Here is a 17,519-nt window from a genome sequence, read left to right as displayed (position 1 = left end):
GTTTCCAAAAAAACAGTAACCCAGGAATTGCGACCCATGACCGTGTTGAAGATGTCCGACCTCGATCTGCAAGGTAAGCGCGTACTGATCCGCGAAGACCTCAACGTCCCAGTCAAGGACGGTGTTGTCACCAGCGATGCGCGTATCCTGGCTTCGCTGCCGACCATCAAGCTGGCCCTGGAAAAAGGCGCGGCGGTGATGGTCTGCTCGCACCTCGGTCGTCCGACCGAAGGCGAATTCTCCGCCGAGAACAGCCTCAAGCCAGTGGCCGACTACCTGAGCCGTGCCCTGGGTCGTGAAGTGCCGCTGGTGGCCGACTACCTGGGCGGCGTCGACGTCAAGGCCGGCGACATCGTGCTGTTCGAGAACGTGCGCTTCAACAAGGGCGAGAAAAAGAACGCCGACGAACTGGCCCAGCAATACGCCGCGCTGTGCGACGTGTTCGTGATGGACGCCTTCGGTACCGCGCACCGCGCCGAGGGTTCGACCCACGGCGTGGCCAAGTTCGCCAAGTTCGCCGCTGCCGGCCCGCTGCTGGCCGCCGAACTGGATGCGCTGGGCAAGGCCCTGGGCGCACCAGCCAAGCCGATGGCCGCCATCGTTGCCGGCTCCAAGGTGTCGACCAAGCTCGACGTGCTCAACAGCCTGAGCCAGATCTGCGACCAGCTGATCGTCGGCGGCGGCATCGCCAACACCTTCCTCGCCGCTGCCGGTCACCCGGTCGGCAAGTCGCTGTACGAGCCGGATCTGCTGGATACCGCCCGCGCCATCGCCGCCAAGGTCAGCGTGCCGCTGCCGGTGGACGTGGTGGTGGCCAAGGAGTTCGCCGAAAGCGCTACCGCCACCGTCAAACTGATTGCCGAGGTGGCCGCCGATGACATGATCCTGGACATCGGCCCGCAAACCGCGGCGAATTTCGCCGAATTGCTGAAATCGTCCAAGACCATCCTGTGGAACGGTCCGGTGGGCGTGTTCGAGTTCGACCAGTTCGGTAACGGCACCAAGGTGCTGGCCCAGGCCATCGCGGAAAGTGCGGCATTCTCCATCGCCGGCGGCGGCGACACCCTGGCGGCCATCGACAAATATGGCGTAGCCGAGCAAATCTCCTACATTTCTACCGGCGGTGGCGCCTTCCTCGAATTCGTCGAGGGCAAAGTGCTGCCAGCGGTCGAAGTCCTGGAAAGCCGGGCCAAAGGCTGAAGTCCCAATGGCCAGGCAAAGGAGTGTTCATATGGTCAAGACGTTACCGCTGCTGATCGTCGCGGGCCTGCTGGCCGGTTGCGGCAGCCAGCCCGCCCAGTCGGAGCCTGAGCCGGGAGAGCCGGAGCAAGGCTGCTATCAGGCCGACTGGCAGGCCGAGACCGCGCCCGTGATCAACAAGCGCATGGGCCCGGACGGTCTGGATAAGTACGAGACTCCAGCCAAGGCCAAGGAACATGGTTGCCCTTGACGGGTCTGATTGGATAACGCGTTGTGCTGGCGGCCCTTGGCCGTCAGCCGAGGAACACCGATGAAAGGCTTTATTGCCGTGGCTGCGCTGGGCTTGCTGGCAGGTTGCGCCAACCTCGACCTGCTCAAGCCGGCCGAGACGAACAACTGGACGACCTGGGTGTGCGACAGCCAGGCGCAAGTGGTCTGGCGCTACACCGACAGCAGCCGCAAGGCAGTCGATGTGCGGCTGGGCGGGGCCGATCAGGTCTATCGCCTGAAGCTGGAGCCGAGCGGTTCCGGTTCGCTGTACAGCAACGACATGCTGGTGTTTCACGAAAAAGGTGACGAAGGCCTGGTTTACTGGGTCGCCACCAACGATTTGATTGGCCGCGGCTGTAAAGCGCCGTAGGCCGGGAGCCGATGCTGAACCTGTAGGAGCGAAGCTTGCTCGCGATAGCGATCCAACCGTCAACAGGAATGTTGAATGTGATGACCCTGATCGCGAGCAAGCTTCGCTCCTACAGAGATAGGCGTGGCTCGCAAGATTGATGCAGTAACGAATTGGCAGGCCGGGTTGACCCCCGATCTGCAATCACTTGAATAGCAGCTGCCGCTACGGCAGGCTTGCACGATTAACGACCCTCGACCGGGAGAGATACACACAATGGCACTCATCAGCATGCGCCAGATGCTGGACCACGCAGCCGAATTCGGCTACGGCGTTCCAGCTTTCAACGTCAACAACCTTGAGCAGATGCGCGCCATCATGGAAGCGGCTGACAAGACTGACTCTCCGGTGATCGTCCAGGCTTCGGCCGGTGCCCGCAAATACGCCGGCGCGCCTTTCCTGCGCCACCTGATCCTGGCGGCGATCGAAGAATTCCCGCATATCCCGGTGTGCATGCACCAGGACCACGGCACCAGCCCTGACGTCTGCCAGCGCTCGATCCAGCTGGGCTTCTCCTCGGTCATGATGGACGGCTCCCTCGGCGAAGACGGCAAGACCCCGACCGACTACGAATACAACGTTCGCGTGACCCAGCAGACCGTGGCCATGGCTCACGCCTGCGGCGTTTCGGTAGAAGGCGAGCTGGGCTGCCTGGGTTCCCTGGAAACCGGCATGGCCGGTGAAGAAGACGGCATCGGCGCCGAAGGCGTGCTGGATCACAGCCAGATGCTGACCGACCCGGAAGAAGCCGCGGACTTCGTCAAGAAGACCCAGGTCGACGCCCTGGCCATCGCCATCGGCACCAGCCACGGCGCCTACAAGTTCACCAAGCCGCCTACCGGCGACGTGCTGGCCATCGACCGCATCAAGGAAATCCACAAGCGCATCCCGAACACCCACCTGGTGATGCACGGTTCGTCTTCGGTTCCGCAAGAGTGGCTGGCGATCATCAACCAGTACGGCGGCGACATTAAGGAAACCTACGGCGTACCGGTTGAAGAAATCGTCGAAGGCATCAAGTACGGCGTGCGCAAGGTCAACATCGACACCGACCTGCGCCTGGCGTCCACCGGTGCGATGCGTCGCCTGATGGCCACCAACCCGAGCGAGTTCGACCCGCGCAAATTCTTCGGCGCCACCGTGACTGCCATGCGCGACGTGTGCATCGCCCGTTACGAAGCCTTCGGTACCGCGGGCAACGCTTCGAAGATCAAGCCGATCTCCCTGGAAGCGATGTTCCAGCGTTACCTCAAGGGCGAGTTGAACGCCAAGGTCAACTAAGCCGCGACAACAACGAAAAAGCCCGCCGCGATGCGGGCTTTTTTGTGCCTGTCAGTCGGCTTGAGTGGCCTTGCGCCATTATTTGACCGGCTCTGCGCAGGGCCTTCATGTTAGTATCGACGCTGTTTTGATGCGGGCTGGACGTTACAGAAATCCTGCTTTCTTAGAATCGGATGTAGTCGTGTCAGGTAGTACATGAAGATTTTTTTCCTGGGCTGGACGGCTCAATACGAGCGTCGAATGATTGATTATCTGTCCACCCGACACAGCGTGAGGCTGATGGTCTTCCCGTCGGCGGCCAAGCGAATGGGTCGCTACATCAAATCGATCAACAAAAGACTGCGCCATCCAAGAGTGGGCAGCGGCTGGCTGGGAAAGCTGGTGCTCTCGGTCAACGGGGTGGGGCACGACGACATCCTGGTTTGCAACGAGGGGCAGGTGAAGCGGTGCTTGATTCCAAGCGTCATCGCCACCTTCCCCGGCAAGAAAGTGTTGCTGATGCGCGACCTGGTGGACGCGGACTTTGTCCGGGAAATGCATCGGCACTTCGACCGCATCTATAGCTTCGACAAAGACCAGTGCGCGGCTTTTGGCATGGAATACATGGAGCAGTTTTTCCCCTTCGGATTCCACGAAACGCAAGGGCTGGCCGACGCCGCGACGGCGAACGAATACGCGCCAAAATGCTTCTTCCTCGGCCAGGACAAGGGGCGTGTCACGACGATCGAGGCCATGGCCCAGGCGCTTGAGGATGAAGGCGCGAACGTCGATTTCGCCATCGTCCGGGACAGCACCTCGAAGGACCGTTCCAGGTTCCATATCGACAAGGTCCTGACATATGACGACAACATTCGCCGATCGCTCGCCGCGGATGTGCTGCTGGAAGTCAATCAGGCCGGCCAGTCGGGCCTGACGCTGAGGGCGCTCGAAGCAGCCTTCTTCAACAAGAAACTGATTACCACCAATGAGTCGATCAAGGCCCTGGATTTCTACCGGCCGGAAAACATCTACGTCACCGTGGATGGTTCGCTCCCGGGCATCGGCAGCTTTCTGAGGACGGAATCGGTCAAGGTGGATCGGGACGTCTTATACCGATACACGCCCGACCGTATGCTCGAACGCATCATCGAAGATGTGGGCGCCATGCGCGAGGCTCGCTAAGGCGTTGGCCATTGGCAAAAAAACCGCAGCGATGCGGTTTTTTTGTGCCTGTGCGGCATGCCCCAGGTATCTGCCCGTCAGGTCGGGTTGTGATCGATATCCAGCTTGTAGAAGGTCACCTTGCCGCCTTCGGTGGTGTAGCCGGTATTGTCCTGGACGTACACCCCGGCCTTGAAGTACAGCGGCTTGTCGCGCCAGGTGGAGCTGAGCTGGGTGTTCCATTGGTAGCCCGCGGCGCTGACGCCCAGGGCGCCGCCCGGGCTCAGGTGGATCAGGTAGGAAAACTCCCGGTTCAGCGGCACATTCTCGGCGACGATGATTACCCGGCTTTCGGCGTCGTCCGGGTGCATGCGCACCTTGGCGACTATGTTGCCGCTCTGGCTGGTGGTCTTGTATTGGTACTCGACCTTCACCAGCGGCTTGGTGCTGTTGTAGGCGTGGATCTGGCCGATGACGATCTTGCCCGTGGACGGCACCTGGTTCACCGCCAGGGTGGCGTAGAGCAGGTTGTCGGCCTGTGGGTAGGTCCAGTTCTTGAGGGTGCCGTCGGAGTAGGTTTCACGCAACTCGCTGCGCGGGTAGATGGCGTTGGCGGTGCGGGAGCCGGTGACAGGCGACCAGAAGAACAGGGTGCCCGTGTCGGAATGGAAGTACTCGGCCTTGAAGCCGTCCACCAGTTGCGGGGTGTCGATGGTTGTCGGAGGGCTGCCGACGGGAATGCTCAGATTCCAGGTTGCGAGGTCGATCATAGTCAAAGCTTCCCGATTTGATGCCGGATGAAAGCTGGCAAAAGGCTTTAGCCTGCGCTTTTGAGGGCGGTCTTTATAAGCGTAGAAGGCGCTTTTGTTAATGCCCGTCCGGCGGACAATTGACGTCAACCATCTGTCGATTTGCCACTTCTGCCGGTTTCAGCGGCCTCCGGCCTTGACCGTTAGTCGGGTGCCTTGAGCTTTGGCTAAATGATGGCGCGGTGACAGCTTCTGCTTTATTGGATCCAGGTCTAGAGTGAAGTCTCAGTTTTTGTCCGGTCTTGTTCGCAGGACGATCCTACACAGACAAGAGAAGCAGCATGGAATGCGCGCAACCTCGGCCAGGTGAAGCCAGCTCGGTCTTACTGATTGTTGATGATTACCCCGAAAACCTGCTCAGCATGCGCGCGCTCCTGCAGCGCAAAGACTGGCAGGTCATCACCGCCGCCTCGGGCGTCGAGGCCCTGAGCCTGTTGCTGGAACACGACATCGACTTGGTGTTGCTGGACGTGCAGATGCCGGAGATGGACGGTTTCGAGGTTGCCCGCCTGATGCGCGGCAGCCAGCGAACCCGCCTGACGCCGATCATCTTCCTGACCGCCAACGAGCAGTCCAAGGACGCGGTGATCAAGGGCTATGCCAGCGGTGCGGTGGATTACCTGTTCAAGCCGTTCGACCCACAGATCCTCAAGCCCAAGGTGCAGGCCCTGCTGGAGCAGCAGCGCAACCGCCGCGCGCTGCAGCGCCTGAGCCACGACCTGGAGAATGCCCGGGCCTTCAACGCCTCGGTGCTGGACAACGCCGCGGAAGGGATTCTGGTGGTGGATGAAGGCGGGACCATTCGTTTCGCCAACCCGGCGATCTCGCGTTTGCTCAACGCGCCGGTGAGCGAGCTGGAAGGTTCGGCACTGCTCGACTATCTGCAAAAGCCCCATGTGCCGCTGTGGGCCGAATCCGAGCTGTATGCCAGCTACCGCAAGGGCGAGACCTACCGCCTGCACGACGCCGCGCTGCGTACCGTGGCCGGCCAGCAGGTGTCGGTGGCGTTGTCCTGTGCGCCGCTGCCGAGCGAGCAGCGGGCCATGGTGGTGACGCTGCTCGACATGTCGGAAGTCCGGCATCTGCATCAGCAACTGGAATACCAGGCGGTGACCGACCCGCTGACCGGTCTGCTCAACCGTCGCGGCTTCTATCAGACCGTGGAAAGCCTGCTGTTGCGCAGCGAGCGCTCGGACAAGTCGCTGGTGCTGCTGTATCTGGACCTGGATGGCTTCAAGCGGGTCAACGACTCCCTCGGGCACGACGCCGGAGACCGGGTGCTGCGCTGGGTCTCCGAACAGATGAAAGCCTGCCTGCGTTCCTTCGACATCCTGGCGCGCATGGGCGGCGATGAATTCACCGCCCTGCTGGAGCTGGAGTTTCCGGAGCAGGCGGCAAAAATTTCCGAGAAGCTCATCGAGCGGATCTCGATCTGCCAGCAGATCGACGGCCTGGAGGTCGCCCTGGGGGCCAGCATCGGCATCGCCATTTATCCCGATTGCGGTTCCAATCTGGATGGCCTGATGCGTGCGGCCGACATCGCCATGTACGAGTCCAAGCGTGCCGGGCGTCAGCAATACCGTTACTACGACCACGAAATGAACGGTCGTGCGCGGTCGCGGCTGATGCTCGAGGAAAGCGTGCGCAGCGCGGTGGAGCGCAAGGAATTCAACCTGGTGTATCAGCCCCAGGTGGCGATCGCCGATGGGCGCTTGCGCGGTTTCGAAGCCTTGTTGCGCTGGCGGCATCCGAGCGTTGGCGATGTGCCGCCGGGGTTGTTTCTCCCATTGCTCGAGGAAGCGCGGCTGATCAGCCGCCTGGGCAGCTGGATCTACCAGCAAAGCGCGAGCCAGCGTGCGTCGTGGAAAAACCTGTTCGCCGAGCAGACCGTGCTGGGCGTGAGCTTGAGCGGCACCCAGTTCGCCATGCCGAACCTGGCCACCGAATTGCGCCAGGTCCTGGAGCGTCATGGCCTGGAGCCCTGGCAGCTGGAGGTCGAGATCACCGAAGACGCCTTGACCCAGAACCTCGACGAGTCGCGCAAGCAGCTGCGGCTGTTGCGCAGCCTCGGGGTGCGGGTGGCGCTGGACGACTTCGGTTCGGGGGCCTGTTCGCTGGCGCACCTGCGCGACCTGCAGCTCGATACCCTCAAGCTCGACCGCCACCTGATCGCCAAGTTGCCGGGCTCGGCCCGGGACGCGGCGCTGGCGCGTTGCGTGATCGACCTGTGCAAGGCGTTCGGCGTGCTGGTGATCGCCGAGGGCGTGGAAACCCTGGAGCAGTACCGCTGGCTACAGGCCAACGGCTGCGAGTACGTGCAGGGCTTCCTGGTGGCGCGGCCGTTGATCGCCGCGGATGCCGAGCGCTTTGCCGAGCCTTTCGACTGGAGCGCGTTGCCGGGTTGAATTCGCTACACTGGCGGCCTTTCGTGATTGCGTTGCCGCCCCATGACCGCGTTGAAATACCTCCAGGCCTATCCCGCCACCCTGCAAGAGCAAGTGCGCCAGCTAATCGCGCAAGGGCGGCTGGGCGACTACCTGAGCCAGCGTTACCCCGGCAGGCACGACGTACAGAGCGACAAGGCGCTGTACGGCTATGCCCTGGAGTTGAAGCAGGAATACCTGCGCAATGCGCCGGCCATCGACAAGGTGCTGTTCGACAATCGCCTGGACCTGACGCACCGCGCCCTGGGGCTGCACACCACGATCTCGCGGGTCCAGGGCGGCAAGCTCAAGGCCAAGAAGGAAATCCGCATCGCCTCGCTGTTCAAGGAGGCGGCGCCGGAGTTCCTGCGCATGATCGTGGTCCACGAGCTGGCGCACTTCAAGGAAAGCGATCACAACAAAGCCTTCTACAAGCTCTGCGAGCACATGCTGCCGGGCTATCACCAGCTGGAATTCGATCTGCGGGTCTACCTGACCTGGCGCGACCTGCAAGCGCGCCCGGGCGGAGCCGAGTAACCCTGCACAAGGAGCGAGCGATGGACGTGAGCAAGACCAAGAGCAGTTTCTACCGCCGGTTGTACGTGGCCTACCTGATCGACAGCGGCCTGGCCAGCAACGTCCCGGCCTTGACCGAGGCCACCGGCATGCCGCGGCGCACGGCGCAGGACACCATTGCCGCCCTGGCGGACCTGGACATCATTTGTGAATTCGAGCAGCAGGACGGCGCGCGCAATCATGCCGGCAGCTATCGGATCAAAAGCTGGGGCGCGATCGACAAGGGCTGGATCGAGGCGAATCTGTCGCGGATCAAGACGGTGCTGGAGTATCCCTGAGGGCCCGCGCCAGCCCGCCGATGTGAATGCGAACCTGCCGGCCCCGGCAGGCTCGCGATGGCGATATCAGCTGCGGCGCATGCCGATGTGCGGGATATCGTCTTCCAGGTACTCCTCGCCCACGACGGTGAAGCCGTAGCGCCCGTAATAGCCTTGCAAATGAGCCTGGGCCGATAGGTAGATCGGCGTTTGTGGCCAGTATTTCTGCGCCTGCTTCAGGCCCTGCTCCATCAGTTCGTGGCCCAGGCCCTTGCCCCGGGCTTGCGGGGCGATCACCACGCGACCGATGACCACGTCGCCACCCTGGGAGATTGGGTCGAGCAGGCGCAGGTAGGCCACCAGCCGGTCATTTTCCCAGGCCATCAGGTGGCAGGTATCGCCTTCCAGGTCCTGGCCGTCGACTTCCTGGTAGGCGCATTTCTGCTCGACCACGAAGACTTCGGTGCGCAACTGAAAGATCGCGTACAGCTGTTCCTTGCCCAGATCAGTGTGGTGTTTGCAGACCCATTCGATTGTCATCGTTTCATCCTTTGGAAAGCGTTGCCCGGATGGTAAGCGCCTGGCGGGTGGCTTGTCTTGCCTGGCAGCGGAGTGGTGATTCTGTGAGGTGGGTCAAAATGCCATCATCGTGTTGGTTCGCGGCTGTCTTCTTTGTGTAATCTGCGCTGAAGCGCTGTGCAGCGGCGCCCATCAGCTACTGTTAGGGGCTGGATCGCGGCCATCCACCGGCCGGGAACCTCGAGTCTGGGCAAAACACACGCAGGGCTGTCCGCCCGCTAAGGATCTTTTAGCATGCTGCGATTGCATCGAGCTTTGGCTTTGATCGGATTGCTGTTGCTGGGCCAGGGCGCTTATGCGGAAAAACTGCGATTGGTGGCCGACGTCTGGCCGCCGTTCACCGATGCGACGCTGGTCAACGGCGGGCTGGCCACCGACATTGTCAGCACCGCGCTGGCCCGGGCCGGTTACGCCAGCGAGTTCGAGCAGGTGCCCTGGGCCCGGGCCTTGCTCGGCGTCGGCGAGGGGCGCTACGACGTGCTGGTGAATGCCTGGTTCAATGAGGCCCGCACGCAGTTGGGGCAATTCTCCTCGGAATACCTGGTCAACCGGGTGCGCTTCCTGCGGCGCAAGGATGCGCCCATCGAATACACCACCCTCAAGCAACTGCACCAGTACCCCATCGCGGTGGTGCGCGGTTATGCCTATTCCCCCGACTTCGACAGCGACCCGGGCCTGCAGAAGGTCCCGGTGCACAACTTTGCGATGGGGGTGCGCATGCTCGCGGCCGACCGGGTCAAGCTGACTCTGGAAGACGAATACGTCGCCCGCTATTACCTGGCGCGCGAGTCGCCGCGGGTGCGCAACGCGGTGGAGTTCCTGCCCAATTCCCTGAGCGAGAACGGCCTGCATATCCTGGTCAGCCTGAAGAACCCCGCGCATGCGCAGATCGTGGCGGGGTTCGATCGGGAGATCGAGGCAATGAAGGCCGACGGCAGCTACGACCGCTTGCTGCGCCAGCACGGGATGTGAAACGGCGCCATTAAAACCGCTGTCGCAGGTTGGGAGCCGAGGCCAAAACCTGCGGCGCTGCTGAAAGTTTGCGCCTTCTGCGGAGGCGATCGCAGCCTGCGGCAGCGGCTACGCGACCTGTTCTTCGCCGGTGTCCTTGATCAGGTGCGCCGCCAGGGTGCGCAGGGGGCCTAACTGGCGGCAGATCAGCGCCAGCTGGGTCTGCACCAGGCGCTGGCCTTCATCGATCTCGTCCGGCATCTGTTCCAATTCGTTGGCCAGCGCTTCTTCGGCGTCGCTCTGGATCGCCACCGGCTGCTTGCTCGCCAGGCCCTGGGCGATTTCGTCGATGCTGCTGGCCAGGCTGACCCCGGCCCCGTCGATCAAATGTTCGCGGACTTCCGTCGGCAGCGGGGTTTCCCGATGCGCGCCGAGGCCGGAGAGGTAGCTGAGCAGGGTGTGCGACAGCACCAGGAAGCGAAAGCCCACGTCCGCTTCCTTACGGAAATGCCCGGGCTCCATCAGCATATTGGCCAGCGTGGTGGACAGCGCCGCGTCGGCGTTGTGGGCGTTGCGCCGGGCCAGGCGGTAAGCCAGGTCGTCGCTCTTGCCGGCTGCGTACTGCTGCATGATCTGCCGCAGGTAGATGCTGTTGCAGGTCAGGGTATTGGCCAGCACCTTGTTCAGGCGCCGGCCCTGCCAGTCCGGCAGGAACAGGAACACCGCCAGGCCGGCGATCAGGCTGCCCAGCAGGGTATCGAACAGCCGCGGCAGCAACAGCCCGTAGCCATCGCCCACCTGGTTGAAGCAGAACAGCACCATGATGGTGATGGCGGCGGTGGCCAGGGTGTAGCGGGTGGTGCGGTTGGTAAAGAACACCACCCCGGCGGCGATGGCGAACAGCGACTGCACCAGCGGGCTGGGGAACAGGTCGAACAGCGCCCAGGCGACCACCAGGCCGATGGCGGTGCCGATGATCCGCTGCCCCAGCTTGCGCCGCGTGGCGCCGTAGTTCGGCTGGCAGACGAACAGGGTGGTGAGGATGATCCAGTAACCCTGGGACGGGTGGATCAGATGCACCATGCCGTAGCCGACGCTCAGCGCCAGGGGCAGGCGCAGGGCGTGGCGAAACAGCAGCGACGTCGGGGTCAGCTGAGTGCGCAAGCGGGTCCAGACGTCCTTGAGGTTGCGCGGCGAGCGGTCCAGCAGGCTGCTGTCGGTGGCATCGGCGAGGGCGTCGGGGTTGCTGGCGTCACTGAGCAGGCGGTCGAGGGTGCCGAGGTTGGCGGCCAGCGCCCGCAGCGAGCGCAGCAGGCCGCGCCAGGCCGGGTTGCTCTGGATGCGCAGGTGCTCCAGAGAGGCGTGCAGGTCACTCAGGGTCTCGGCGAAGCTGGCGTCATAGACGAAGGGCTGGCGCAGCTGGATGGACTCGCCCAGGGCCTGGCAGGCCTTGCCTTGCTGGCGCAGCAGGCGCTGGCAACGGAACAACACGTCGCTGTGAAAGAACGCATCGGCCAGCGCGTTGTAGGGGTAGTGCGACGAGCTGGCGCGCTCGTGAATGTCCTGGGCGAGGAAGTACAGCTTCAGGTAGCGGCTGACTTTCGAGCCCGGCCGGCCGTTGCCGACCCGGTGCAGGATGATTTCCTTGGCCGCGTTCAGCGCCGCCACCACTCGGCCGTTCTGCTGCGCCAGTTCCAGGCGGCGCGCTTCCACGTCCAGCTGGCGGATTGGCTCGAACAGCGAGGATTTCAGTTTCAGGTAACGCCCCAGCTCGCGGAACAGGCGCGCCAGGCTCTGCTGCACCGGCTGGTTGGAAAACATCGCCTGCCACAGCACCGACAACAGGCCGTACCAGGCGGCGCCGGCCACCAGCAGCAGCGGTTCGTGCCAGAAGTCGGTGACGGCGCCGCCGCGCTGGTCCACGCCGATCATGGTGTAGACCGACAGGATCAGGGTCGCCGAGGCAATCGCCCCGTAACGTTCGCCCAGTGCGCCGAGCATGGTCAGGCCAAAGCTGGCCAGCGCCAGGGCGATGACGAAGATCCAGGGGTAGGGGAACAACAGTTCGACGGAAAGGGCGGCGACGCTGAAGCACACCAGGGTCACGGCCAGGGCATTGAGCCGGCCTTGCCAGCTGTCGTCGGTCTCGGCCAGGGCGCTGGCGATGATCCCCAGGAACAACGGGATCAGCAAGGCCATTTCGTCCTGGTACCAGCACAGCGCCATGCTTCCGGTCAGGGCGATGAACACCCGCACGCTGTAGCTGAATTTATCCAGCGCCCAAAGGCGCCGCAGGGACTGGCGAAAGCTGGTCGATGACATGAAGAGAGAAGGCCTTTCGGGGCGATGCCGCTAAATTGAGCCAGTATTGACGACCGCGCAATGGGCTCGTCACATCCGATAGCAAATTCTGTTCCCGCTGATGTTCATCGGTCCTTGTAGCCGCTGTCGAGCCCCGCGAGGCTGCAATCGGGCGCGCAGCGGCCGCATAACAGGCGACTGTGTTCAGCCTGTCCCACCGCAACGGCCGGTCTTGCGGCTCCTGCGGAGCCGATCGCAGCCTTCGGCAGCGGCTACAGGAAGCGCGCAAGCAGGGAAACAGGGAAACCTTGTAGCCGCTGCCGAGCCCCGCGAGGCTGCGATCGGGCGCGCAGCGGCCGTATAACAGGCGACCGTGTTCAGCCTGTCCCACCCGCAGCGGCCGGTCTTGCGGCTCCTGCGGAGCCGATCGCAGGCTGCGCCAGCGGCTACAGGAAGCGCGCAAGCAGGGAAACAGGGATACCTTGTAGCCGCTGTCGAGCCCCGCGAGGTTGCGATCGGGCGCGCAGCGGCCGCATAACAGGCGACCGTGTTCAGCCTGTTCCACCGCCACGGCCGGTCTTGCGGCTCCTGCGGAGCCGATCGCAGGCTGCGCCAGCGGCTACAGGAAACGCGCAAGCAGGGAAACAGGGAAACCTTGTAGCCGCTGTCGAGCCCCGCGAGGCTGTGATCGGGCGCGCAGCGGCCGCATAACAGGCGACCGTGTTCAGCCTGTCCCACCGCAACGGCCGGTCTTGCGGCTCCTGCGGAACCGATCGCAGGCTGCGCCAGCGGCTACAGGGATCGGGTGAGCGCCAGGAAACGCCTCAGACGTACTGCGCCGCCGCGTAGCCGGAGGCCCAGGCCCACTGGAAGTTGAAGCCGCCCAAATGGCCGGTGACGTCCAGCACCTCGCCGATGAAATACAGCCCCGGGCTTTTCAGCGATTCCATGGTCTTGGACGACACTTCGCGGGTGTCGACGCCGCCCAGGGTCACTTCGGCGGTGCGGTAGCCTTCGGTGCCGGCCGGGACCACTTTCCAGCACGCCAGCTGCTCGGCGATCTGCGCCAGTTCGGCGTGGGTGTACTGTTTCATCGGTTTGGAAACGAACCAGCTGTCCGCCAGCAGGCCGGCCATCTTCTTGGTGAAGATCTCGCCAAGCAGGGTCTTCAGCTCGCTATTCGGACGTTCGGCCTGCTGCTGTTGCAGCCAGCTTGCGGCGTCGTGATCGGGCAGCAGGTTGATCTCCACCGTGTCGCCGGGTTCCCAGAACGAGGAAATCTGCAGGACCGCCGGGCCGCTCAGGCCGCGATGGGTAAACAGTATGTTCTCGCGAAAACTCATGCCGTTGCAGCTCACCAGGCAGTCCACCGAAGTGCCGGACAGCTCGCCGCACAGCTCCTTGAGCTGGTCGGTGATGGTGAACGGCACCAGGCCGGCGCGGGTCGGCAGCAGCTCGTGGCCGAACTGTTTGGCCACCTGGTAGCCGAAACCGGTGGCGCCCAGGGTCGGAATCGACAGGCCGCCGGTGGCGATCACCAGGGATTGGCACTGGAGCTGGCCGAGGGTGGTTTCCAGCAGGTAGCCGCTTTCGAGCTTCTCGATCTGCTGGATCGAGGTGTCCAGGTGCAGCTGGACGCCGACCTGGTCGCACTCGTCGAGCAGCATGCCGAGGATGTCGCTGGACTTGTTGTCGCAGAACAGCTGGCCGAGTTTTTTCTCGTGATACGGCACGCCGTGCTTGGCCACCAGGCCGATGAAATCCCACTGGGTATAGCGGGCCAGGGCCGACTTGCAGAAATGCGGGTTGTGCGAGAGGAAATTGCCCGGCTCGGTGTACATATTGGTGAAATTGCAGCGTCCGCCGCCGGACATGAGGATCTTCTTGCCGGCCTTGTTGGCGTGGTCCAGCAGCAGCACCTCGCGGCCACGACCGGCCGCGGTCAGCGCGCACATCAACCCTGCGGCGCCGGCGCCAATGATCACGACTTCGGTAGAGCGCAAAACGGTGTCCTCACACAAGTGTCGCGGCAACCCCGTTCCCGTAGGAGCGAGGCTTGCCCGCGATGAACGATAACGCGGTTGTACCTGGCGGACCGCGGTGCCCTGATCGCGGGCAAGCCTCGCTCCTACAAGAGCGTGGTGGTATTACAGGATGCGCACGCGCAGCGAGCGGCCCTTGATCTTGCCGCTGTTCAGGCGTTGCAGGGCCTGCTTGGCAATGCCGCGGTCCACGGCGACATAGGCCTGGAAATCGAAGATCGCGATCTTGCCGACCTGGGTGCCGGGAATGCCGGCTTCGCCAGTCAGGGCGCCGAGGATGTCGCCCGGGCGCACTTTGTCCTTGCGCCCGGCACCGATGCATAGGGTGCTCATGGCTGGCAGCAGCGGGCCACCGCCCTGGGACTTCAGGCTGTCGATCTGTTCCCAGTTCAAGGGCGACTTCTGCAATTGCTCGATGGCCTGGGCGCGGTGCGCTTCGGACGGCGCCACCAGGCTGACGGCCAGGCCTTTCTCGCCGGCGCGGCCGGTGCGGCCGACGCGGTGGATATGGATTTCCGAGTCACGCGCCAGTTCGACGTTGATCACCATGTCCAGCGCATCGATATCCAGGCCGCGGGCGGCCACGTCGGTGGCTACCAGCACCGAGGTGCTGCGGTTGGCGAACATCGCCAGCACCTGGTCGCGGTCGCGCTGTTCCAGGTCGCCGTGCAGGCCCACCGCAGACATGCCCTTGGCGGTCAGATGGTCGACGGTTTCCTGGACCTGCTGCTTGGTGAAGCAGAAGGCCACGCAGGACTCTGGACGGAAGTGGTTCAGCACTTTGACCACCGCGTCGATGCGCTCTTCCGGCGAGATCTCGTAGAAACGCTGCTCGATCTGGCTGTCGGCGTGCAGGGCCTCGGCTTTGACCTGCTGCGGGTCGCGCATGAACTTCGAGGCCAACTGCTTGATGCCCACCGGGTAAGTGGCGGAGAACAGCAGGGTCTGCCGGCGCTCGGGGGTGTAGGCGATGATTTCTTCGATCGGGTCGTAGAAGCCCATGTCCAGCATGCGGTCGGCTTCGTCGAGGACCAGGGTGTTGAGGCCGTCGAGTTTCAGCGAGCCCTTGCGCAGGTGTTGCGAGAGGCGGCCCGGGGTGCCGACGATGATGTGCGCGCCGTGTTCCAGCGAGGCGATCTGCGGGCCGAAGGACACGCCGCCGCACAGGGTCAGGACCTTGATGTTGTCTTCGGCGCGGGCCAGGCGACGGATTTCCTTGGCCACCTGGTCGGCCAGCTCGCGGGTCGGGCAGATCACCAGGGCCTGGCAGCCGAAATAGCGCGGATTGATCGGGTTCAGCAGGCCGATGCCGAACGCGGCGGTCTTGCCGCTGCCGGTCTTGGCCTGGGCGATCAGGTCCATCCCCTTGAGGATCACCGGCAAGCTTTGCGCCTGGACCGGTGTCATCTGGGCATAACCGAGTGAGTCGAGGTTAGCCAGCATGGCGGCGGACAGCGGCAAAGTATTAAAAGCGGTGGCAATGGTGGTCACGGGACGGGCCTGCAAAACAAAATGTCGCGCAGTGTATCAGTCCCGCTCCCTTTACCTGCAATTTCTGGACGAAAAGTAGCCAGAAGCGTCACAGGTCCCCTGTAGGAGCGAAGCTTGCTCGCGATGAGGCCCAATCAGTCGATGCAGATGTCGACTGACGAATCGCTATCGCGAGCAAGCTTCGCTCCTACAGGTGTCGTGCGTATTTGTGGGCGTCAGTGTTCGATGTGCTGCTCCTGGACCTTTCTTGCCCGCCGGCCATCCCTGGGCGACAGCTGCAGGAAGATCGCCGCCGCCAGCATCGCCATGACGCCCACCGTGAGGAAGGTCAGCTGGAAGGCGCCGAGCACCGTGTTCACGCCGTCGTTGCCCAACTCGGCGGTAAAGCCGCCGAGCAGCGCGCCGGCGCAGGCCACGCCCAGGCTCAGGGACAGTTGCGCCACCACCGACAGCAGGCTGTTGCCGCTGCTGGCGGCGGCATCGTCGAGGTCGATCAGGGTCACGGTGTTCATCGCCGTGAACTGCAGCGAGTTGATCGCCCCCAGCACTGCCAGCATGCCCAGCAGCAGCGGGTAGGGCGTCTGCTGCGTGACCAGGCCCATGCTGGCGAGCATGGCCCCCAGCGCCAGGGTGTTGCCGGTGAGGACGATGCGGTAGCCCAGACGTTCGATCAGCGGACGGGCGATGGACTTGGCCAGCATCGCCGCGGCAGCCAGCGGCAGCATGCTCATCCCGGCCTGGGACGGCGAATAGCCGAGGGCCACTTGCAGCAGCAGCGGCACCAGGAACGGCAGGGCGCCGCTGCCGAGGCGGGCGAACAGGTTGCCGAGGATGCCCACGGCAAAGGTCCGCACCTTGAACAGCGAAGGCGCGAACAGCGGATTGTCGATGTGCCCGGCCCGCAGCCAATAGGCCGTGAGGCAGGCCAGGCCGCCGAACAGCAGCAGCATCACCCGCAGGTGCGGCAGGTGCAGTTCGCCCAGGCCTTCCATGGCGATGGTGATCAGCACCATCGCCGCGCCGAACAGCAAAAAGCCCAGGCCGTCGAAACGGGTGCGCTCGCTGCCGCGCAAGTCGGGAATGAAGCGCCAGACGGCATAGCAACCGATCGCGCCCACCGGCAGGTTGATCAGGAAGATCCAGTGCCAGGTCAGGTACTGCACCATCCAGCCGCCCATGGTCGGGCCGAGCAACGGGCCGAGCAGCCCGGGAATGGTGATGAAGCCCATGATCCGCACCAGTTCCGAGCGCGGGTAGGCGCGCAGCACCACCAGCCGGCCGACGGGCAGCATCAGGGCGCCGCCCAGGCCCTGGATCACCCGGGCGCCGACCAGCATGCTCAGGGAGTTGGACAGGGCACAGAGCAACGAGCCGATGCTGAACAGCAGGATGGCGCCGAAGAAGATCTTCTTGGTGCCGAAACGGTCGGCGATCCAGCCGGAAGCCGGGATCAGCAGCGCCACGGTGAGCATGTAGGCGATGACCACGCCCTGCATGCGCAACGGATCTTCCGCCAGGTCGCGGGCCATGGCCGGCAGGGCGGTGTTGAGGATGGTCCCGTCGAGGGATTGCATGAAGAAGGCGATGGCCACCACCCAGGGCAGCCAGCGGGCGGTGGTGGCGTCAAGTTCGGCACGGTTGGGCATGGGACCTCTTTTTTTGTGGTGAGCACGTCCTCTGTAGGAGCGAAGCTTGCTCGCGATAACGGTGTGACATTCGACATCGATGCCAAAGACCAACCGCTATCGCGAGCAATCGAGCATCGACCGGTTGCCCAAGCGACCGCATCG

15 protein-coding genes are annotated in these 17,519 nt (G+C 63.6%); 9 read left to right on the top strand and 6 right to left on the bottom strand.

All coding sequences use genetic code 11. The features are described 5' to 3' along the window. Positions 1–36: 36 nt before the first annotated feature. The 5 genes from BLV20_RS20105 (at position 37) to BLV20_RS20085 (ending at position 4,321) form a co-directional block, all read left to right on the top strand. Positions 37–1,200 (top strand): phosphoglycerate kinase, encoded by a 1,164-nt coding sequence (locus BLV20_RS20105; protein ID WP_092304229.1) that lies wholly within the window; start codon positions 37–39, stop codon positions 1,198–1,200. A 31-nt stretch (positions 1,201–1,231) separates the two neighbouring features. Beyond that, positions 1,232–1,450, top strand: coding sequence for a hypothetical protein (locus BLV20_RS20100; protein WP_092304228.1), 219 nt, complete (start codon positions 1,232–1,234; stop codon positions 1,448–1,450). Positions 1,451–1,510: 60 nt separating this feature from the next. After that, on the top strand, positions 1,511–1,840 hold the full coding sequence (locus BLV20_RS20095; RefSeq protein WP_092304227.1) for an MliC family protein: 330 nt from the start codon (positions 1,511–1,513) through the stop codon (positions 1,838–1,840). A gap of 255 nt (positions 1,841–2,095) precedes the next feature. Beyond that, complete coding sequence (gene fba / locus BLV20_RS20090) at positions 2,096–3,160, top strand: class II fructose-bisphosphate aldolase (protein WP_003229012.1); 1,065 nt, start codon at positions 2,096–2,098, stop codon at positions 3,158–3,160. A gap of 195 nt (positions 3,161–3,355) precedes the next feature. Then, entirely contained in the window at positions 3,356–4,321 is a 966-nt protein-coding gene (locus BLV20_RS20085; RefSeq protein ID WP_139192722.1) for a WaaS/CpsH family glycosyltransferase, read from the top strand. Positions 4,322–4,398: 77 nt separating this feature from the next. On the opposite strand, the gene BLV20_RS20080 is transcribed toward BLV20_RS20085, so the two are convergent. Further along, on the bottom strand, positions 4,399–5,070 hold the full coding sequence (locus BLV20_RS20080) for a polysaccharide lyase family 7 protein (protein ID WP_092304225.1): 672 nt from the start codon (positions 5,068–5,070) through the stop codon (positions 4,399–4,401). A gap of 320 nt (positions 5,071–5,390) precedes the next feature. Here BLV20_RS20080 and BLV20_RS20075 point away from each other — a divergent pair, with 320 nt between their 5' ends. From BLV20_RS20075 to BLV20_RS20065, 3 genes are read left to right on the top strand one after another with little or no spacing between them, the layout of a single operon-like run. After that, positions 5,391–7,514 (top strand): putative bifunctional diguanylate cyclase/phosphodiesterase, encoded by a 2,124-nt coding sequence (locus tag BLV20_RS20075; protein ID WP_092304224.1) that lies wholly within the window; start codon positions 5,391–5,393, stop codon positions 7,512–7,514. A 42-nt stretch (positions 7,515–7,556) separates the two neighbouring features. Further along, positions 7,557–8,069 carry a M48 metallopeptidase family protein gene (locus BLV20_RS20070; protein ID WP_092304223.1) on the top strand — a complete coding sequence of 171 codons (513 nt, stop codon included), beginning with the start codon at positions 7,557–7,559 and terminating at the stop codon, positions 8,067–8,069. Between the two features lie 20 nt (positions 8,070–8,089). After that, positions 8,090–8,386, top strand: a complete 297-nt coding sequence (locus BLV20_RS20065) for a winged helix-turn-helix domain-containing protein (RefSeq protein ID WP_092304222.1) — start codon at positions 8,090–8,092, stop codon at positions 8,384–8,386. A 66-nt stretch (positions 8,387–8,452) separates the two neighbouring features. Here the strand turns inward: BLV20_RS20065 and BLV20_RS20060 are convergent, their stop codons facing one another. Then, positions 8,453–8,905 carry a GNAT family N-acetyltransferase gene (locus BLV20_RS20060; protein WP_092304221.1) on the bottom strand — a complete coding sequence of 151 codons (453 nt, stop codon included), beginning with the start codon at positions 8,903–8,905 and terminating at the stop codon, positions 8,453–8,455. A gap of 273 nt (positions 8,906–9,178) precedes the next feature. On the opposite strand from BLV20_RS20060, the gene BLV20_RS20055 reads away from it, so the two are divergent. Next, the gene (locus BLV20_RS20055) at positions 9,179–9,916 is read left to right on the top strand and encodes a substrate-binding periplasmic protein (RefSeq protein ID WP_092304220.1); all 738 of its coding nucleotides are present in this window, start codon (positions 9,179–9,181) and stop codon (positions 9,914–9,916) included. A gap of 108 nt (positions 9,917–10,024) precedes the next feature. Here BLV20_RS20055 and yccS read toward each other — a convergent pair whose 3' ends face one another. The 4 genes from yccS to mdtD form a co-directional block, all read right to left on the bottom strand. Continuing rightward, positions 10,025–12,217 carry a YccS family putative transporter gene (gene yccS, locus BLV20_RS20050; protein WP_092304219.1) on the bottom strand — a complete coding sequence of 731 codons (2,193 nt, stop codon included), beginning with the start codon at positions 12,215–12,217 and terminating at the stop codon, positions 10,025–10,027. A gap of 803 nt (positions 12,218–13,020) precedes the next feature. Beyond that, positions 13,021–14,199 carry a BaiN/RdsA family NAD(P)/FAD-dependent oxidoreductase gene (locus tag BLV20_RS20045; protein WP_092304218.1) on the bottom strand — a complete coding sequence of 393 codons (1,179 nt, stop codon included), beginning with the start codon at positions 14,197–14,199 and terminating at the stop codon, positions 13,021–13,023. A 144-nt stretch (positions 14,200–14,343) separates the two neighbouring features. After that, positions 14,344–15,681: an ATP-dependent RNA helicase DbpA gene (dbpA, locus tag BLV20_RS20040; protein ID WP_238437657.1), complete on the bottom strand. Its 1,338-nt coding sequence runs from the start codon at positions 15,679–15,681 to the stop codon at positions 14,344–14,346. 263 nt (positions 15,682–15,944) lie between these two features. Then, positions 15,945–17,432 carry a multidrug transporter subunit MdtD gene (gene mdtD, locus BLV20_RS20035; protein WP_139192726.1) on the bottom strand — a complete coding sequence of 496 codons (1,488 nt, stop codon included), beginning with the start codon at positions 17,430–17,432 and terminating at the stop codon, positions 15,945–15,947. Between the last annotated feature and the right edge of the window lie 87 nt (positions 17,433–17,519).

The organism is Pseudomonas sp. NFIX28, assembly GCF_900107395.1.
Taxonomy (GTDB): Bacteria; Pseudomonadota; Gammaproteobacteria; order Pseudomonadales; family Pseudomonadaceae; genus Aquipseudomonas.
This window is presented reverse-complemented; position numbering and strand designations above follow the sequence as displayed.

Excerpts from the sequence above, each read along its gene's own strand:
- BLV20_RS20070 (WP_092304223.1), top strand. The coding sequence starts at position 7,557 with ATGACCGCGTTGAAATACCTCCAGGCCTATCCCGCCACCCTGCAAGAG.
- fba (WP_003229012.1), top strand. The coding sequence starts at position 2,096 with ATGGCACTCATCAGCATGCGCCAGATGCTGGACCACGCAGCCGAATTC.
- dbpA (WP_238437657.1), bottom strand. The coding sequence starts at position 15,681 with ATGCTGGCTAACCTCGACTCACTCGGTTATGCCCAGATGACACCGGTC.
- BLV20_RS20080 (WP_092304225.1), bottom strand. The coding sequence starts at position 5,070 with ATGATCGACCTCGCAACCTGGAATCTGAGCATTCCCGTCGGCAGCCCT.
- BLV20_RS20105 (WP_092304229.1), top strand. The coding sequence starts at position 37 with ATGACCGTGTTGAAGATGTCCGACCTCGATCTGCAAGGTAAGCGCGTA.
- BLV20_RS20065 (WP_092304222.1), top strand. The coding sequence starts at position 8,090 with ATGGACGTGAGCAAGACCAAGAGCAGTTTCTACCGCCGGTTGTACGTG.
- BLV20_RS20095 (WP_092304227.1), top strand. The coding sequence starts at position 1,511 with ATGAAAGGCTTTATTGCCGTGGCTGCGCTGGGCTTGCTGGCAGGTTGC.
- yccS (WP_092304219.1), bottom strand. The coding sequence starts at position 12,217 with ATGTCATCGACCAGCTTTCGCCAGTCCCTGCGGCGCCTTTGGGCGCTG.
- BLV20_RS20100 (WP_092304228.1), top strand. The coding sequence starts at position 1,232 with ATGGTCAAGACGTTACCGCTGCTGATCGTCGCGGGCCTGCTGGCCGGT.
- BLV20_RS20055 (WP_092304220.1), top strand. The coding sequence starts at position 9,179 with ATGCTGCGATTGCATCGAGCTTTGGCTTTGATCGGATTGCTGTTGCTG.
- BLV20_RS20085 (WP_139192722.1), top strand. The coding sequence starts at position 3,356 with ATGAAGATTTTTTTCCTGGGCTGGACGGCTCAATACGAGCGTCGAATG.
- BLV20_RS20075 (WP_092304224.1), top strand. The coding sequence starts at position 5,391 with ATGGAATGCGCGCAACCTCGGCCAGGTGAAGCCAGCTCGGTCTTACTG.
- BLV20_RS20060 (WP_092304221.1), bottom strand. The coding sequence starts at position 8,905 with ATGACAATCGAATGGGTCTGCAAACACCACACTGATCTGGGCAAGGAA.